Genomic DNA, 15,081 nt, shown 5'->3' with positions numbered 1-15,081 from the left:
CAACGCGCTTTACAGAGAGGCCCACCTGCAACTTGCGGATGGGCCTCTCTGTATTAGCCTAGTTACCTGTTAAGTCGTCCGTCCGGGGCGTAGCGCAGTTCGCCCACATCCACTAGTTCCCGTAGTAGCTCAGTGACGGACGTGGCTTGGCCCGGTGCAAAATGCGTCAGGACTTCGCGCGGCGTTTGCGGCTTGGCTTTCACCAGAGCTACTAGCTGCTCGCGTAGGCCAGTTGATGCCGGGGCTTCCTGCTTAGCCTTTTTCTTAGCCAGACAAAAGTCGCAGACGTTGCAGGGAGCCGCATCCAGTTCACCGAAATACTCCAGCAGCAGTTGCTGGCGGCATCTGCCCCCAGCGGCGTATTGAATCACCGATTCGGTTTTGTGACGGGCCAGCTCACGGGCTTGGTTGAGGCGCTTCTGGTCCAGCGGGAGCTTGTCGGCGTCGTAGCGTGGGGTGGTGAACAGGGCCTGTGGAGCGTCGTGCTTGGGCTGGTATTGAATGATGCCTGAGCGGTGCAGAAATACCAGCATCTTGCGCACATCTACCACACTTAGGCGCAGGTGCTGGGCTAAGCTGTTCTCTGAAATTCGTTGGAAGCCCGCAAACAGTTCGCCCCCGTTAAAGCGCAGCAGACTCTTGATGAGCTGGTCGTGCTGCTGGTTGGCCACCTGGAAGCGGTAGAGGTCGGTGTGGTCGATGGGGATGTGCACGCGGGCGGGGTTGTTCACAGCCTCGTTCACTTGCACAAAGCCTTCTCGCTCCAGCGTGCGCAGGCTATTGTGCGCATCAAGGGCCTTGATGCGGTAGGTTTCCGCGAACTGCTGCAAGTCGAAATCAAACGCCACCAGTTCGCCGCCACCCACGGCCGTGCGCGAGAAGTTGGCCAGGGCTTGGTACACGCGTCGCACGGTATCCAAGGGCGGGTAGGCCTGCTGGGTACGGCGACGTAGCTCATCGGCATCGTTGGGGCCTTGTAGCAGCACAGCAAAGGCATACTTCTCGTCGCGGCCGGCGCGGCCAGCTTCCTGGTAATAGGCCTCCAGGTTGTCGGGAGCATCGAGGTGCACTACCAGCCGCACGTCGGGCTTGTCGATACCCATACCGAAGGCGTTGGTGGCTACCATGCAGCGCGTTTTGTTCTGCATCCAGTCTTGCTGGGTGCGGGTGCGCTGCTCAGCGGGCAGGCCGGCGTGGTAAGGCGCCGCGGCTACACCTTGCTGGCGCAGGTAGTTGGCCGCGTCCTCGGTTTGACGGCGGGTGCGGGCGTACACAATGCTCGTCTTATCAGCCCCTACTCCCCGTACCACTTCCAACAGGCGCTTGAGCTTGTCTTCGGTGCTCAGCACAGAGTACGACAGGTTAGGCCGAGCGAAGCTCTGCTGAAACACCCGGTGCGAGGCGCCAAACTGCAACTTCTCCACAATATCTTGGCGCACTTGCTCGGTGGCGGTGGCCGTGAGGGCAATGCAAGGCACGCCGGGCAAAAGTTCTCGCAGTTCCTGAATGCGCAGGTAGGGCGGCCGGAAATCGTAGCCCCACTGCGAAAGGCAGTGCGCTTCATCAACCGCCAGCAAACTCACCTTCATCTTGCCCACCCGCGCCCGGAACATATCCGTCAGCAACCGCTCGGGCGACACGTACAGGAACTTCACCGGCCCGTACACGCAGTTGTCTAGAGTCTGGTCGATTTCCTGGTGACTCATGCCCGCGTACACGGCCTCGGCCTTGATGCCGCGCTTACGCAGGTTTTCTACCTGGTCCTTCATCAGGGCAATCAGCGGCGACACCACCAGGCACAGACCTGGCCTAGCCAGCGCCGGCACCTGAAAGCAGATACTCTTGCCGCCACCCGTGGGCAGCAGCGCCAGCGTATCCTGTCCCGCCAGCACCGACCGGATAATGTCTTCCTGCAGCGGCCGAAACCGGGTGTGCCCCCAGGTTTGGCGTAGCACGTGCAGAATGTCGTCGGTGGCGTGGAGCAAGGCAGTCAGGGATTAAGGACTACGAAGGTAACGCCGCCCGTCGGGAAACTGAAAAGCTCCTCTCACATCTGAAGTACAGGCAATGCAGACCTCTACTTGGCTTGCGACGGTGCATGACTGGCCTAGGCTGGTTTTGACAGAAAGCCCGCAATCGAAATTTTGTTAAGCTAGCGACGAGACGCGAAGTGACTCGTTTCTACACCGTTGACCTGCTACCAGACTATGTACATAACGCCCTAGGCCAGGGATTACAACAAAAAAAAAGCCCGACTCCTGTTGGAACCGGGCTTTTTGTATATGGAGTTGGGAGAAGCTTAGGCAGCGGCCGACTGCCCATTCTCCCGATCATCAATTGCCTTCTTAAGCTTGGCAATGGCCTGAGTAGCACGCTCCTCATCAAGACGGTTGATGTTCAGCAACATCTTTGTCTTCTCGGGGCGAGTAATTACTGGATGGTTCAGCAGACGGATGATTTCCTCTTTCTGCGAAGCCGAGGCATATGCTGGAGCCGGAGCTTCAGCAACTGCCGGGGCAGTTGGCTCAGCGGGCACAGCCTTCATGGCAGCAGGTGCATCAACCGTCACCGGAGCGGCAACCGGAGTCACTACCATCGCGGGCTGAGCGGCAGTAGGCGTGTTGCCACCGTACTCCATCTCTTCAGCGGGCGTAGGCTCGTAACCTGCGGCGCGGATAATCCAGGCCAGGATGTTACGATACGCCTTACCAATGGCACGCGTCTGCGCCATGCTCATGATGGCAAACTCCTGGTAAAACTTCTTGCCCTGCTCTTTATTGGAGCAGATGGCAAAACCAGCACCTACCGTGTGACCCGACTTGATATCGAACAGGGTCACCTTCGCCTGGTATTTAATCTCTTGCTCGGTCGAGACGTTAATAACGTGGTCGACGATGGGAACAATGCCCAAGCGCGAGCCGGCGTACTGCCAGCCTTCCACGTTCACGAACTCTTTCCCCTGCACCGTAGTGCTGAGCTTGTTGTCCTTGATGAATTTAGCAAGGTCCGTCGCCAAGTGCAGCGTCTCGTCGGAGCGCGAGATATCAAAGCTCTCCACTTTAGTCTTACGAACCGGCTCTTTGGTGTTCTTGATTGCTTCGCTCATGGCGTCTTTCCTTTAAGTCCTGTAGTACCGTATTGTTGTTCGATTATATAACCAAACAGCTTCCAGAAAGGTGCAAAAAGCGTCGTTTTTATATGTAATTTTTACTATTGATTATCAAGCACTTACAATTATATTTTCCAATACTTTTAGCCAACTAACTTTTTTGGGTCTTCACCTGCTCAATCGGCGGCATTTTCTCTGCTTTAGCCTATTCTAGGCCACTCCTTCTAACGCAGAAAAACCCATCAGCTCGTTTCCGGAAAACAGGCTGATAGGTTGAAATAAATGGTCCGGGGCGGCTCGGACGCATTACCAGGAAGCAAAAAACGTCTCCGGAAAACTAGCACCGGGTATATGTTCAACATGCACCTCAGCTAGCAGGTTCCCAAAAGGTACTAAGCCAGTCGTTTAACCCGACTAGTTCCTTTATTTGGGCTCAGAATAACGTGCTTGTGCAGCGGGTTACTACTAGCAACGCCAGTACGCGAGATCTTCCAACAATCTCGCGTACTGGCGTTCATACTCTGTAAACATCAGCAGTGGCCTAGCCTTCCCAAATGTGGCCGTCCTTCATCGTGATTTTGCGGTCGGCCATTTCGGCTAGTTGGTCGTTGTGGGTGATGATGACGAAGGTCTGGCCGAGCTCTTTGCGCAGCAGGAAGAAAATCTGGTGCAATTCCTGAGCATTTTGCGAGTCGAGGTTCCCGCTGGGCTCATCGGCGAAGATGATTTCCGGGGAGTTGATGAGGGCGCGGGCTACGGCCGTGCGCTGCTGCTCTCCGCCGCTCATCTCGGAGGGCTTATGATCGGCGCGGCGCTCCAGGTTCAGCATCCCAAGCAGTTCGCGGGCCCGCACACGGGTTTCCTTCTCCGAGCGGCCGGCCAAATAGGCGGGCAGACAGACGTTTTCGAGGGCCGTAAACTCGGGCAACAGGTTATGAAACTGGAAGATAAACCCGATGTGCCGGTTGCGGAACCGTGCCAAATCGGAGCGCCCCAGGGAGCTTACCGACTCTCCATCGAACAGCACTTCTCCCGAATCAGGGTTGTCAAGCGTGCCCAGAATGTGCAGCAGCGTGCTTTTGCCTGCTCCCGAGGACCCCACAATAGACACAATTTCCGACTTTTCAATTGTCAGATCGATGCCTTTGAGCACTTCCAGCGTGTTGTAGCTTTTGCGGACGTTGATAGCTTGCAGCAAAACGAAGCAGTATTAGGGGTGAGCCGTGAGTACGGGAAACAAATCTACGGAATGCGTAAGAGTTGCCGCGCAGAATGTGCAGATTAGCCCCGGTGACTGGCCTAGAAAACTCAATAACTGCTTGTCGGCCCGTTAAGCTGTCGCTGCTTCATGCTACTCATTTCCATGCCCCCTTTCCGCACCCTGCCCCGTCTCGGGTGGCTCTTTCTAGGCCTCTTGCTACTAAGTGCGGTTATGTGGTGGAACTGGCCCCGCTACCCCGCCGCTAGGCCTGCTGACTCGCTGGCCGCCACCGGCCCCCTGCAGCCGCCTCCCGCCGATTCCCGCATGCGCGGCGTAAACTGGGTGGCGGCCGACTCAGCTTCCTCCACCGACATGGAGCCCTTGGTGCGCGCCCACATCACCTGGATTGCTCAAACGCCGTTTGGCTGGCAGGCCGCCGCAAACCAGCCCGAAATTCGGTTGCATACGGGCAGTGCCAAGGGTGGGCGCGGTGGCTACTGGGGCGAAAGCGACGCTGGCCTCATCTTCACCGCCCAGCAGGCCCGGCAGCGCGGCGTGCATACTCTACTAAAACCCCACTTGTGGCTGCGCAACGGCGGTACCTGGCCCGGCGACATTAACATGACCACTGCGGCCGACTGGCAGGCCTGGTTTGCCAGCTATGCAACGTTTATTCTGCACTACGCCCAGCTAGCCGAAGCCAGCCACATGGAAGCGCTCTGTATTGGGACGGAACTGGAGCACGCCAGCGTAGGCCACGAGAAAGAATGGCGCCAGCTGATTAAGCAGATTCGGCGGGTGTATCATGGTCCGCTGACCTATGCGGCTAACTGGAGCGGGGAGTTCGAGCAGATCAAGTTTTGGGACGCTCTCGATTACATTGGTATTCAGGCCTACTTCCCGCTCAGCAAAACCACCGCTCCGGAAAAAACGGCGCTACTGACCGCCTGGCAGGAACCGTTGCGCCGCATTGAGGCCGTGCACAAGCGCTTCCGGAAGCCGGTGCTGTTTACGGAAGTTGGCTACAAAACCACGCCCGATGCGGCCATTGAACCCTGGGCCTGGCCCGACCGCATGGCCGTCGTCACCAGCACCGATGAAACCACCCAGCGCGTGTGCTACGAGGCCCTCTTCGAAACCTTCTGGCCTAAGCCCTGGCTGCGCGGTATGTTTATCTGGAAGTGGTACCCTGGCCTACAGCCCAACGGCTCCGCCCGCCGCCACCTCGATTTCACGCCCCAGCACAAGCCCGCCGAGCGGGTACTGGCCGAATGGTATGGGCGGTGAGTGGTTGTTTTTGGTAGCTGACCAGCCCTTCTTGAGAACGGGTAATCAGAACAAACCAGCCGCCAACAACCAAAAACCAATACCCAAAATCCAAAAACCAATAACTGGCAACGCATTTCTGCCTACTTTCGCGCCTAGTAAACCACCCCGTAACCCCTCTTAACTGACCTCTATGAACATTCACGAGTATCAGGGCAAAGACATTCTGAAGCGCTACGGCGTACGCGTGCAGGAAGGCATCGTGGCCGATACGGCTGAGGAAGCCGTAGAAGCTGCCAAGAAGCTGAACGCCGAAACCGGTACTAGCTGGTACGTTATCAAAGCCCAGATTCATGCCGGCGGACGCGGCAAAGGGGGCGGGGTGAAACTCGCCAAAAACCTGGAGCAGGTACAGGAAATTGCCGGCCAGATCATTGGCATGCAGCTCGTTACCAAGCAGACCGGCGCCGAAGGCCGCAAAGTGCACAAAGTACTGGTAGCCCAGGATGTGTACTACCCCGGCGAGTCGGAAACCAAGGAATTTTACATGAGCGTGCTGCTGGACCGGACCACCGGCCAGAACGTTATCATCTACACCACTGAGGGCGGCATGGACATCGAAGAGGTGGCCGAGACGCACCCCGACAAGATCCTGAAGGAGCACGTTGATCCTCGCGTAGGCCTCCGCCCCTTCCAGGCTGCTAAAATTGCTTTCAACCTGGGCCTGACCGGCGCGGCGCAGAAGGAAATGGTGAAGTTCGTAATGGCTCTGTACAAAGCTTACGACGAAACCGACTCCAGCATGTTCGAAATCAACCCCGTGTTGAAGACCTCGGACAACAAAATCCTGGCCGTTGACGCTAAAGTAACCCTCGACGAAAACGCCCTCTACCGTCACAAAGACTTCGTAGAGCTGCGCGACACCAACGAGGAAGACCCGCTGGAAGTAGAAGCTTCGGCCTCGAACCTGAACTACGTGAAGCTCGACGGCAACGTGGGCTGCATGGTAAACGGTGCTGGCCTGGCCATGGCTACCATGGACATCATCAAGCTGAGCGGCGGCGAGCCGGCCAACTTCCTCGACGTAGGGGGTGGAGCTAACGCCCAAACCGTAGAAGCTGGCTTCCGCATCATCCTGAAGGACCCGAATGTGAAAGCTATCCTCATTAACATCTTCGGTGGCATCGTGCGTTGCGACCGGGTTGCTAACGGGGTGGTAGAGGCCTACAAGAACATCGGCGACATCCGCGTGCCCATCATTGTTCGTCTGCAGGGCACCAACGCAGAAGAAGGCGCTCGTATCATCGACGAAAGCGGCCTGAAAGTATACTCTGCGGTTCTGCTGAAAGACGCTGCTGAGAAGGTAAAAGAAGTGCTGGCTGCCCAAGGCATCTAAGCGCATCTGACTAAGCAAACAAAAAGCCCCGCTGGTTTTACCAGCGGGGCTTTTTGTTTGCTTGTAGGTGGCCAACTAGTGGCCTAGCCGTTTACTGTACGCCGCCATTGGCAGCTACACCTGCATTTTCTTCAGCTTCTACAGGAATAGCCTCGCCTTGCACGCGCAGCTCTACTTCCATATTGCCGCGGGTACCCACTGAATACGGGCAGATTTTATGAGCCTGTTTCACCATTTCAATGGTTTTGTCGCGGTCGAAGGCCTTCAGGTCTACATCAAGGATTGCCGACAGGCCGTAGGCCTCTCCTTCCTGGAACAACGATACCGAGCATTTTACCTCGGTTTGCGGGTCTAGCTTATCGCCGGCACGCTGCGCAATTACCAGCAGCGCCTGCTGGAAACAGGAAGAATACCCGGCTGCGAACAGTTCCTCGGGGTTGGTAGCGCCTTTTTTTCCGCCGAGCCCTTCAGGAACCGACATGTCCAGATCAATGATGCCGGTAGCGGAACGAACGTGGCCGCTGCGGCCGCCAATGGCCGTAGCATCAGCCGTATATAGAGTCTTTTTTTCGGTGCTTGCCATAGTTGAGAATAGGTTCAGAGTGTGGTGGTATGCTCCGTTAACTGTCCTGAGGCGCCGAAGGTTACTTCTCGGCAGTATAGGATTTTGCTGAAAATGCGGTTTGCAGTTTGGCAGCGCAACATTTTCTATCTAGTTTTGCCACCCACTAACCGGGTGGCGTAGTACAACGGATAGTATGGGAGTCTCCGAAGCTCTTGATCCAGGTTCGATTCCTGGCGCCACCACTCTTTAAAGCCTTTACCAAATGCGGTAAAGGCTTTTTTGTTTGTATTACCTGATGCTTTGATGTGGAGCTAGGAAACAACATCTGCTTTTTTTTCCACTACTTCCTATTTGTATTTTACAATTAAAAATAATTATCTTGCTATTAAACACAGTATAGATGCTAGCTTTCGTCTGTTGCGTGTTCTGCATGCTTAGCTGTTGACCTGGGCTTTTCTTCGCATCACTAGCTAAGCGCAGTTCATCTATGCCTCTCCGGTAGTTTCACTTGTATCCGCATTGGTATGAAGCATCAACTACTTCTTGTGGCCGTGGCCTTAGTAGGGGCAGCGGTAGGCCGACTAACTAGCCAACAGGCAAATGCTAGTGGAACCGCTCAGGCAGCCGCTTTTCAGGCAAACCCACCGCGAGGGCCGAGGTTTCCAGGTGGAATACGTCACGACAAGCCAAGTACTAAAGCCAAAGCAAAGGCTGAAGTCAAACTTTACCAAACCAAGAACCCAGCCTCAGAAAACACTCCCAAGGCGTACTTATTTGAACGCGCAGTTATTGACTCCATTTTAAGCCAACCTGGCTGCATTGGCATCCGAATTTACCCTGCATTTGGCAACTCTAAGTCCCCGTTTGATCCCAGTCTAGTTGTGGTTGGCGTAGCGAGAAAAGGGAAGACAGGTCTTATAGACCAAGTGGGCACGTATGAGAGGAAGAATTTAACATTGCTAAAAGAGTATATTGTAGGGCAAACCGACGACCGATGCCCTTCGAGCTGCGACGGCACCGAGTATTAACTGCCGTGATTTACGTCTTCGGACCGCATTGAAGTATGAGCAATTGGTCTGAGTTAAATAGCATTAACCGGGCACTGGAAGCGGCCCCTATTATACCACTGGCTTGTGCCTGGGTACGGCGGCACCATATCCCTTATGCCTTCAGGCCCATCTATTACTTCGTAGGGCTGAAGTTTCTGATCTATGCGCTGAACACCTTCAGCCGGGTCGCGTTCCGCAACGACGTGTACCTCTACCATCTGTCAACGGTGGTGCTGGTAGTACTGCTGGCGCAGGCCTACCGGCGCTTGTTGCCCGAGCGCTTCCGCCGGTTTATTCTGCTGGGAATGTGGTTTTTCGGGGTAGTGGCCGTGCTGGATGCGGCCTGGCTCGATGGACTTTTCACCGATGTCAACTCGTACTCTCAGGCAGCCGGATGCGCTTTGCTGATTTTACTGGCCATTTTACACGTAAGCCACTTAACCAGTTTTCTCCACGAGGAAGCATTGGAGGAGCAGCCTGCCTTCTTCCTGAGTCTGGCCGTACTGGCCTACTGCTCCTGCTCGGTGGTCAGCTACGTGGCCATCAATATCATTTATAACATGAACCTGGATGTTCCTACCGAAATTCGGTTGGACACGATAATTAGTAGCCCTGAAACCTTGCTGATGGCCGTGCAAATGGGGTTGCTGGCTTGGCTGTTCTGCTTTTTCCCACTGAATGCCGCCCCAACCCGAGCCTTACCCGCCTGGCTGCACTACAGCCGCTGGCGTCCCCGCCCTTTTCGGCTGCTAGGCCAGTCGTTGGGGCAAACGCTGCCCGAACCGAAACGCCGGAAGGAATCGGCCAGCACGCCCTCAGCAGAGCCTTCTTGCTAAACTTTGTCACTCAGCGCCATTCCTGAAGGTGCCTTAGAACTTGTTCATCCTGCTAAGCCAGTAGCTCGCCATGCCCGCCCACGTAAAGATGCTGTTGCTGATTGGGCCCATCTTGCTGCTGCTGGCGCTGGCTATTGTTATTATTCTGGTGCGAGGCCAACGCCGCCAGCTCAAGCAGGAGCGCGAGAAACAGCAGTTGTTGGCTCAGCAGAATGAACTGCTAGAGCAGCAGGTAGCCGCCCGTACGGCCGAGATTGTGGCCCAGCGCAACAGCTTGGAGCAGACCCTGCTGGAACTGCGCAACACCCAAACCCAGCTGGTGCAGCGTGAGAAGATGGCCTCGCTGGGGGAGCTTACGGCCGGTATCGCCCACGAAATCCAGAACCCACTCAACTTCGTCAACAACTTTGCGGAGGTGTCGGGAGAGCTTATCAGTGAGTTGGAAGCCGAGCAGCAGGTGGCTAACCGCTCCTCAGTTGAGATAGAACTGGTGACTGACCTGAAGCAAAATCTGCGGAAAATAACTCAGCACGGACAGCGGGCAGCGGCCATTGTGCGCGGGATGTTGGAGCACAGCCGCACCAGCACCGGAGCCCGCACCCCCACCGACCTGAACTTGCTGGCCGAAGAGTATTTGCAACTGGCCTACCACGGCCTGCGGGTCAACAACAAAGCCCTCAACCTTACCCTCACCACCCACTTCGACCCGGAGCTTAGGCCAGTGCAGGTAGTACCGCAAGAAATTGGGCGGGTGCTGCTCAACCTGTTTACCAATGCCTTCTATGCCGTGCAGTTGCGCCAGAAACAGGAGCCCAACTACCAGCCCGAAGTATCCGTCAGCACGCAGGCTTTTTCAGATCATGCCCTGCTTAAGGTTGCTGATAATGGCACCGGCATACCCGAGGCCCTGCAGCAGAAAATCTTTCAGCCGTTCTTCACCACCAAACCCACGGGAGAGGGCACAGGCCTAGGCCTATCGTTGAGTTACGACATCATCACGAAAGGACACCGCGGCACGCTCACGGTGCGCTCAGAACCAGGGCAGTTTACGGAGTTTACCATCAGCCTTCCTTGTGAAGCGCCCACAGCATAGTAGCGCAGTTATACAGGCTTTAGTAGATGTCAATAAGATGCTTATAATTCTGTTATCAGAAAAATTAGGCAATTCAATGATATAACGTTTTTTATCTTTATTTTTACTTTACAAATAATATGAGCCGTATTCAGTCACCTAAAATGTGGCTTTACGCCCTCTCTAAATGGGCGTGTGATTGGCGAGATGAACGGAGGCCGGCTGCGGATAGCAAGCCGGAGATGGTGGCCTAGCCGTAGCGCTGGGCCCTGAGGTAGGACCAAACAGGTAGCGTGCCTACTGCCGCTACCACCGTTAGTAGGCAGCACCGCCGCACGGCGCCCGTATCGGGCAACAGCCCCAGTCCCGCGCGCTGCCCTGCGTAGCTACATACCTGCCCGGCAGGTGGTGTGTTTCCTTAATTTGGTTGATTCTGATGCTAATCGAACAACTACTCCCCTCCCGGCTCCGCAGCCGCAGGTTTGCTCGTCCGGTGCTGACGCCGCCATCAGAGGCCCCACCCCTGGAGAATCCGGCGAACTACGAGTTGCTGTACCGGCTCTCTACCCGCTGGGTGCGTAACTCAGTGCTGCAGGGGGCCTTTATGCTGGCAGGTGTCTTCTCAGCGGCGTTGGGCCTCAAGGCCTTCCTGCTCCCCAACGACTTCATTGACGGGGGAGTAACGGGTATTTCCATGCTCGTCAGTCATGTAACGGGGATTTCGCTGTCCATTCTGATTGTGGTCATCAACATTCCGTTCATTGTGCTTGGCTACTTCCAGATGGGCCGGCCGTTTGCCATCAAAACGCTGCTTACCATTTTGCTGCTGGCCTTAGCGCTGCTCGTGGTATCGTTTCCGCCGCTCACGCAAGACAAGCTGTTGATTGCTGTATTTGGTGGCTTCTTTCTGGGGGCAGGTATTGGCCTAGCCATGCGCGGCGGCGCCGTACTCGATGGCACCGAAATCTTGGCGGTATATATTAGCCGTAAGCTACCGGGTTCAATCGGCGACATTATCCTGGTCATTAACATTATCATCTTCGGGGTGGCCGCCTGGCTACTGTCAATTGAAACGGCCTTGTACTCGGTACTAGCCTATCTCTCAGCGGCCAAAACCGTGGATTTTGTGGTGTCGGGCATTGAGGAGTACACGGGTCTTACCATTATTTCGGCGCACAGCGAGGCTATTCGGCAGCTCATCACCGACAAGCTCCGGCGCGGTGCCACGGTGTATGAGTGCACGCGGGGGTTTGGCTCGCACGGGCACCAGCACATGCGCATGGAAACCATTTACACGGTAGTAACGCGGCTGGAAGTACTGGCTATTACCGGCGAGGTCCACAAGATTGATCCGCACGCGTTTATCGTCATGCAGAGTGTGAGCGATATCCGGGGTGGCCTCGTGAAGAAACGACCACTTCACTAGGCCTATCATCACACCAACACCCATTGCACGCCGCTCTATCCTTACACACCTACTACTATGGAAACCTGGCAACACTTTCTGGGCATCCGCTCTCGCGAGGTGAAGTCTGTGTGGCTATTTTTCCTGCACAACTTTCTGCTGGGCATTGGCACCGTGCTGGTGTACGTGGTGGCCACGGTACTGCTGCTAGACCACGAGCCCGCCCGCAATCTGCCCCTGGCCTACGGCCTGAGCACGTTGCTGCTGTTAGGGGCCAGCAGGGTGTATAGCTACGTTGAGCACCAGCTGCCCCTACCTACTCTGGCCACGCGCACGTTGCTGGCCGTGGTGGGTTTTGCCTTGCTCATGGGCCTCTTGCTGGCTCGGGGGCCTGCCGTCGGCACGGCTATTGGCCTGATGTTAGGCTACCGCCTGATTTACCTGCTCACGCACTTGGAGTTCTGGGGGGTGTCGGCGGTGGTGTTTAACGTGCGGCAAGGCCGGCGGCTGTTCAGCCTGATTAGCGCCGGCGACCTGCCCGCCAAGGCCTTAGGGGCGCTAGTAGCCATTTTTGTGCACGACAAAGCCAGTTTGCTGGGCTTGCTATTGCTGGCGCTGGGGGCTTACGTGGGGGCACTGTATGCGCAGCAGCTCACGTTTCGCTCGCATGTAGTGGAAGCTAAGCCCGTTCCGCCGCGCCCACGCTCACACGTTTCCTTCCCCGTGCTGCGCCACTTGGGAGGCTCCCCCCTACTCCTGACGATGGGTCTGAGCGCCCTGGCCGTAGCCGCCGTGGCCACGGGCACTGAGTACCTCTTCCTGATTCAGGTGAAGCAGAAGTTGCCCGATCAAGGCAGCCTGCTGGTGTACGTGAGTAGCGTGCTGGCTTTCCTGTACATGCTGGCCTCGCTGGGCAAAGTGCTGCTTACGCGCCATGGCCTCGATGCGCTAGGCCTGCACCGCACGCTGCTCCTGCTGCCCATTGTTACGCTGGGTGGCCTAGCTGTGCTCATTGGGCTACAGTTTACGGCGGTTGGGGCAAGTACGTACCTGATGTGCTTGTGCGGCTTGTACTTGGGGCTGGAAGTATTGAGGCGGGCGGTGTTTGAGCCAGTATTCCTGGTGTTGTTTCAGCCCCTTGCCCCTCAGGAGCGCCTGCACGGCCACACCTTGGTCAAAGGATTCTTCGAGCCACTGGGCATGGGCCTGACGGGCCTATTGCTGTTTGGGCTGTATGAGTTTCCGGCCCTAGGCCAGGGGGTGCTGTTTCTCTGGATAACCTTGCTGCTGGTGGGCACTATAGTTGTGCTACGGCACACGCATCGGCAGTACCTGGCGGAGCTGCAGCTGGTTCTTGCGCGGCGGTTCCCGGCGGCGCTGGCCCCAGCAGAGCTGGCGGCTCCCTCCACCTGGCCGACCTCCGACCTGCTGCGGGTGCGGGAAGACCTGGACAACCGTGAAGCCCAGGCCACCGCCGAAGTGCCCGCCCCAACTCCCGACGCCGCACCCGGGGCCGCCAGTACCCCTGACCAAGATGCGCAACTGCACCACCCCGACCTAGTTGTGCGCCAGACGGCCATCTGGAACCGGTTGTCGGTGCAGCCCACCCACCCCTACGCCCTGGCCAGCCTACTTGCTCTGGCTACCGCCGATGAGCCCTCGGCCCGGCGCGCCGCCCTGACGCTCATCCAATTTCTGCCCCCGCCCCATCAGGTAACCCTGCTCAACACCTGCCTGCGCAGCACCGATCCGGCCCTGATTAAGGCTGCTACCGAGGCCGCCACGCAAGCCCCAACGCCCGAAGCCATCAAGCTGCTTATTTCCCTGGTGAAGGAAAAAGCTCTGCGTAAAGCCGCAGCCGATGGCCTGATTCGGCTAGGTGAGACTGCGCTGCCCGCCCTGGAGAAGGCCCTGCACTATGAGAAAGACTACGCCATGCTCCGGCGGTTGGCGGCCATTTGTGCGCATCTGGCTACCCCCGCCAGCCGGCGCGTGCTGGTCACGCTGGCGCAGCAGGCCCACCTTCGGCGCCGCTCGGCGGCACTGCAGGCCCTGAGCAGCTTCCCGGCGGTGCAAGCCGAGGCTCCGCTGTTCCAGAACCTGATGCAGAAGGAAATGCGTCTGGCTCAGCAACTACTGCACGGCATGCTGGGTGCCAATGTAGAGCTGCGCGCCTGCCTGAAGTATGAGCTGACCAAAGTGCAGCAGCGCTTGTTCAGCCTTTTGCTCCAGCTCTACGACCGGCAGCCCGTGCTTGATGCGCAGCGCAACGTAGCCCGCACCAGCCACGAGCGGCAAGCCAACGCCCTCGAAATGCTTGATAACCTCATCCCTAGGCCACTTTACCAGGGGTTGCAGGCGCTAGTGGATGTGGGCCGGCTCACCAAGAAAGTACAGGTGTTCGACACCCTGCTGGGCCCGGTTGCGCCGGAGTCTATTGTGGCCAGCATCCTGGAGCGCGGCGACGAGGTGTTTTCGCCCTGGACGATTAGCGTGGCGCTACGCCAGTGGCAGCCCGCCCCGGCTACCATTGGGTGGCTGCAAACCTACCTGAACGCACCAAATTCTCTGGTGCGCGAAAGTGCCGAGGATGTGCTGCAACTGTTGCCGGCCCGTTACCCCGCCGTATACGAGCACTGGACGCTGCTCTACCCCGCGCAGGAAGCCCTTACCAGCCCGCCCCTTCCGCTTACCCACGTCTCCACCATCGACCGACTGTTGCTGCTCAAGCACACCACTCTGTTTGCCGAAACCGTGGAGAACGTGCTCAGCAACATTGTGCCTATCATGCAGGAAGTGCAGTTTCAGGATGGCGAAACCATTTTCCGGAAGGGCGACATGGGCACTTCGCTCTACATCATCTACGATGGCGAAGTATCCATCATGAACCAGGAGCACCACCTAGCCACTTTCCGCACCGGCGACTTTTTTGGGGAGTTGGCGCTGCTGGATGCCGAGCCTCGCTCGGCCACAGCCACCGCGCGCGGCGACGTCACGGCTTTCCGGCTTGATCAGGAAGATTTTTACGACGTGATGGAGGAATGCAGCGAGGTGCTCCACAATATTCTGCGCGTGCTGTGCCAGCGCCTGCGCCTGCAAAATGAGCGGCTGAAACAGCTTTCTGAGCCGCACCCGGTGTAGGTGCCAAGGGTGCAACGCCTAGGCCAGTTCGGGCAGTAGTA

General features: G+C 57.1%; 10 protein-coding genes and 1 tRNA gene. 7 read left to right on the top strand and 4 right to left on the bottom strand.

Annotation, left to right across the window (positions count from 1 at the left end; all coding sequences use genetic code 11):
- Nucleotides 1-62: 62 nt before the first annotated feature.
- The 3 genes from EU556_RS11425 to EU556_RS11415 form a co-directional block, all read right to left on the bottom strand.
- Nucleotides 63-1,985 (bottom strand): RecQ family ATP-dependent DNA helicase, encoded by a 1,923-nt coding sequence (locus tag EU556_RS11425; RefSeq protein WP_245327584.1) that lies wholly within the window; start codon nucleotides 1,983-1,985, stop codon nucleotides 63-65.
- 314 nt (nucleotides 1,986-2,299) lie between these two features.
- Complete coding sequence (locus EU556_RS11420) at nucleotides 2,300-3,106, bottom strand: hypothetical protein (protein WP_135434234.1); 807 nt, start codon at nucleotides 3,104-3,106, stop codon at nucleotides 2,300-2,302.
- Between the two features lie 544 nt (nucleotides 3,107-3,650).
- Nucleotides 3,651-4,307, bottom strand: coding sequence for an ABC transporter ATP-binding protein (locus EU556_RS11415; protein ID WP_088842932.1), 657 nt, complete (start codon nucleotides 4,305-4,307; stop codon nucleotides 3,651-3,653).
- Between the two features lie 150 nt (nucleotides 4,308-4,457).
- On the opposite strand from EU556_RS11415, the gene EU556_RS26040 reads away from it, so the two are divergent.
- Together EU556_RS26040 and sucC are read left to right on the top strand one after the other, a co-directional pair.
- On the top strand, nucleotides 4,458-5,597 hold the full coding sequence (locus EU556_RS26040) for a glycoside hydrolase family 113 (RefSeq protein WP_210116263.1): 1,140 nt from the start codon (nucleotides 4,458-4,460) through the stop codon (nucleotides 5,595-5,597).
- Between the two features lie 172 nt (nucleotides 5,598-5,769).
- Entirely contained in the window at nucleotides 5,770-6,972 is a 1,203-nt protein-coding gene (gene sucC, locus EU556_RS11405; protein ID WP_135434232.1) for an ADP-forming succinate--CoA ligase subunit beta, read from the top strand.
- A gap of 91 nt (nucleotides 6,973-7,063) precedes the next feature.
- Here the strand turns inward: sucC and EU556_RS11400 are convergent, their stop codons facing one another.
- The gene (locus EU556_RS11400) at nucleotides 7,064-7,555 is read right to left on the bottom strand and encodes an Ohr family peroxiredoxin (RefSeq protein WP_135434231.1); all 492 of its coding nucleotides are present in this window, start codon (nucleotides 7,553-7,555) and stop codon (nucleotides 7,064-7,066) included.
- Between the two features lie 152 nt (nucleotides 7,556-7,707).
- On the opposite strand from EU556_RS11400, the gene EU556_RS11395 reads away from it, so the two are divergent.
- From EU556_RS11395 to EU556_RS11375, 5 genes are all read left to right on the top strand, one after another.
- Nucleotides 7,708-7,779, top strand: a tRNA-Arg gene (locus tag EU556_RS11395).
- A gap of 821 nt (nucleotides 7,780-8,600) precedes the next feature.
- Entirely contained in the window at nucleotides 8,601-9,422 is an 822-nt protein-coding gene (locus EU556_RS11390) for a hypothetical protein (protein WP_135434230.1), read from the top strand.
- A 70-nt stretch (nucleotides 9,423-9,492) separates the two neighbouring features.
- Nucleotides 9,493-10,515 (top strand): sensor histidine kinase, encoded by a 1,023-nt coding sequence (locus EU556_RS11385; RefSeq protein WP_135434229.1) that lies wholly within the window; start codon nucleotides 9,493-9,495, stop codon nucleotides 10,513-10,515.
- Between the two features lie 415 nt (nucleotides 10,516-10,930).
- Nucleotides 10,931-11,920, top strand: a complete 990-nt coding sequence (locus tag EU556_RS11380) for a YitT family protein (RefSeq protein ID WP_135434228.1) — start codon at nucleotides 10,931-10,933, stop codon at nucleotides 11,918-11,920.
- Nucleotides 11,921-11,977: 57 nt separating this feature from the next.
- The gene (locus tag EU556_RS11375; protein ID WP_135434227.1) at nucleotides 11,978-15,040 is read left to right on the top strand and encodes a cyclic nucleotide-binding domain-containing protein; all 3,063 of its coding nucleotides are present in this window, start codon (nucleotides 11,978-11,980) and stop codon (nucleotides 15,038-15,040) included.
- Nucleotides 15,041-15,081 lie beyond the last annotated feature (41 nt).

The organism is Hymenobacter fodinae (assembly GCF_004745825.1).
In the GTDB taxonomy this organism is placed as follows: domain Bacteria; phylum Bacteroidota; class Bacteroidia; order Cytophagales; family Hymenobacteraceae; genus Hymenobacter; species Hymenobacter fodinae.
The sequence above is the reverse complement of the archived record's forward strand: the minus strand, read 5'-3'. Positions and strand labels throughout refer to the sequence as shown.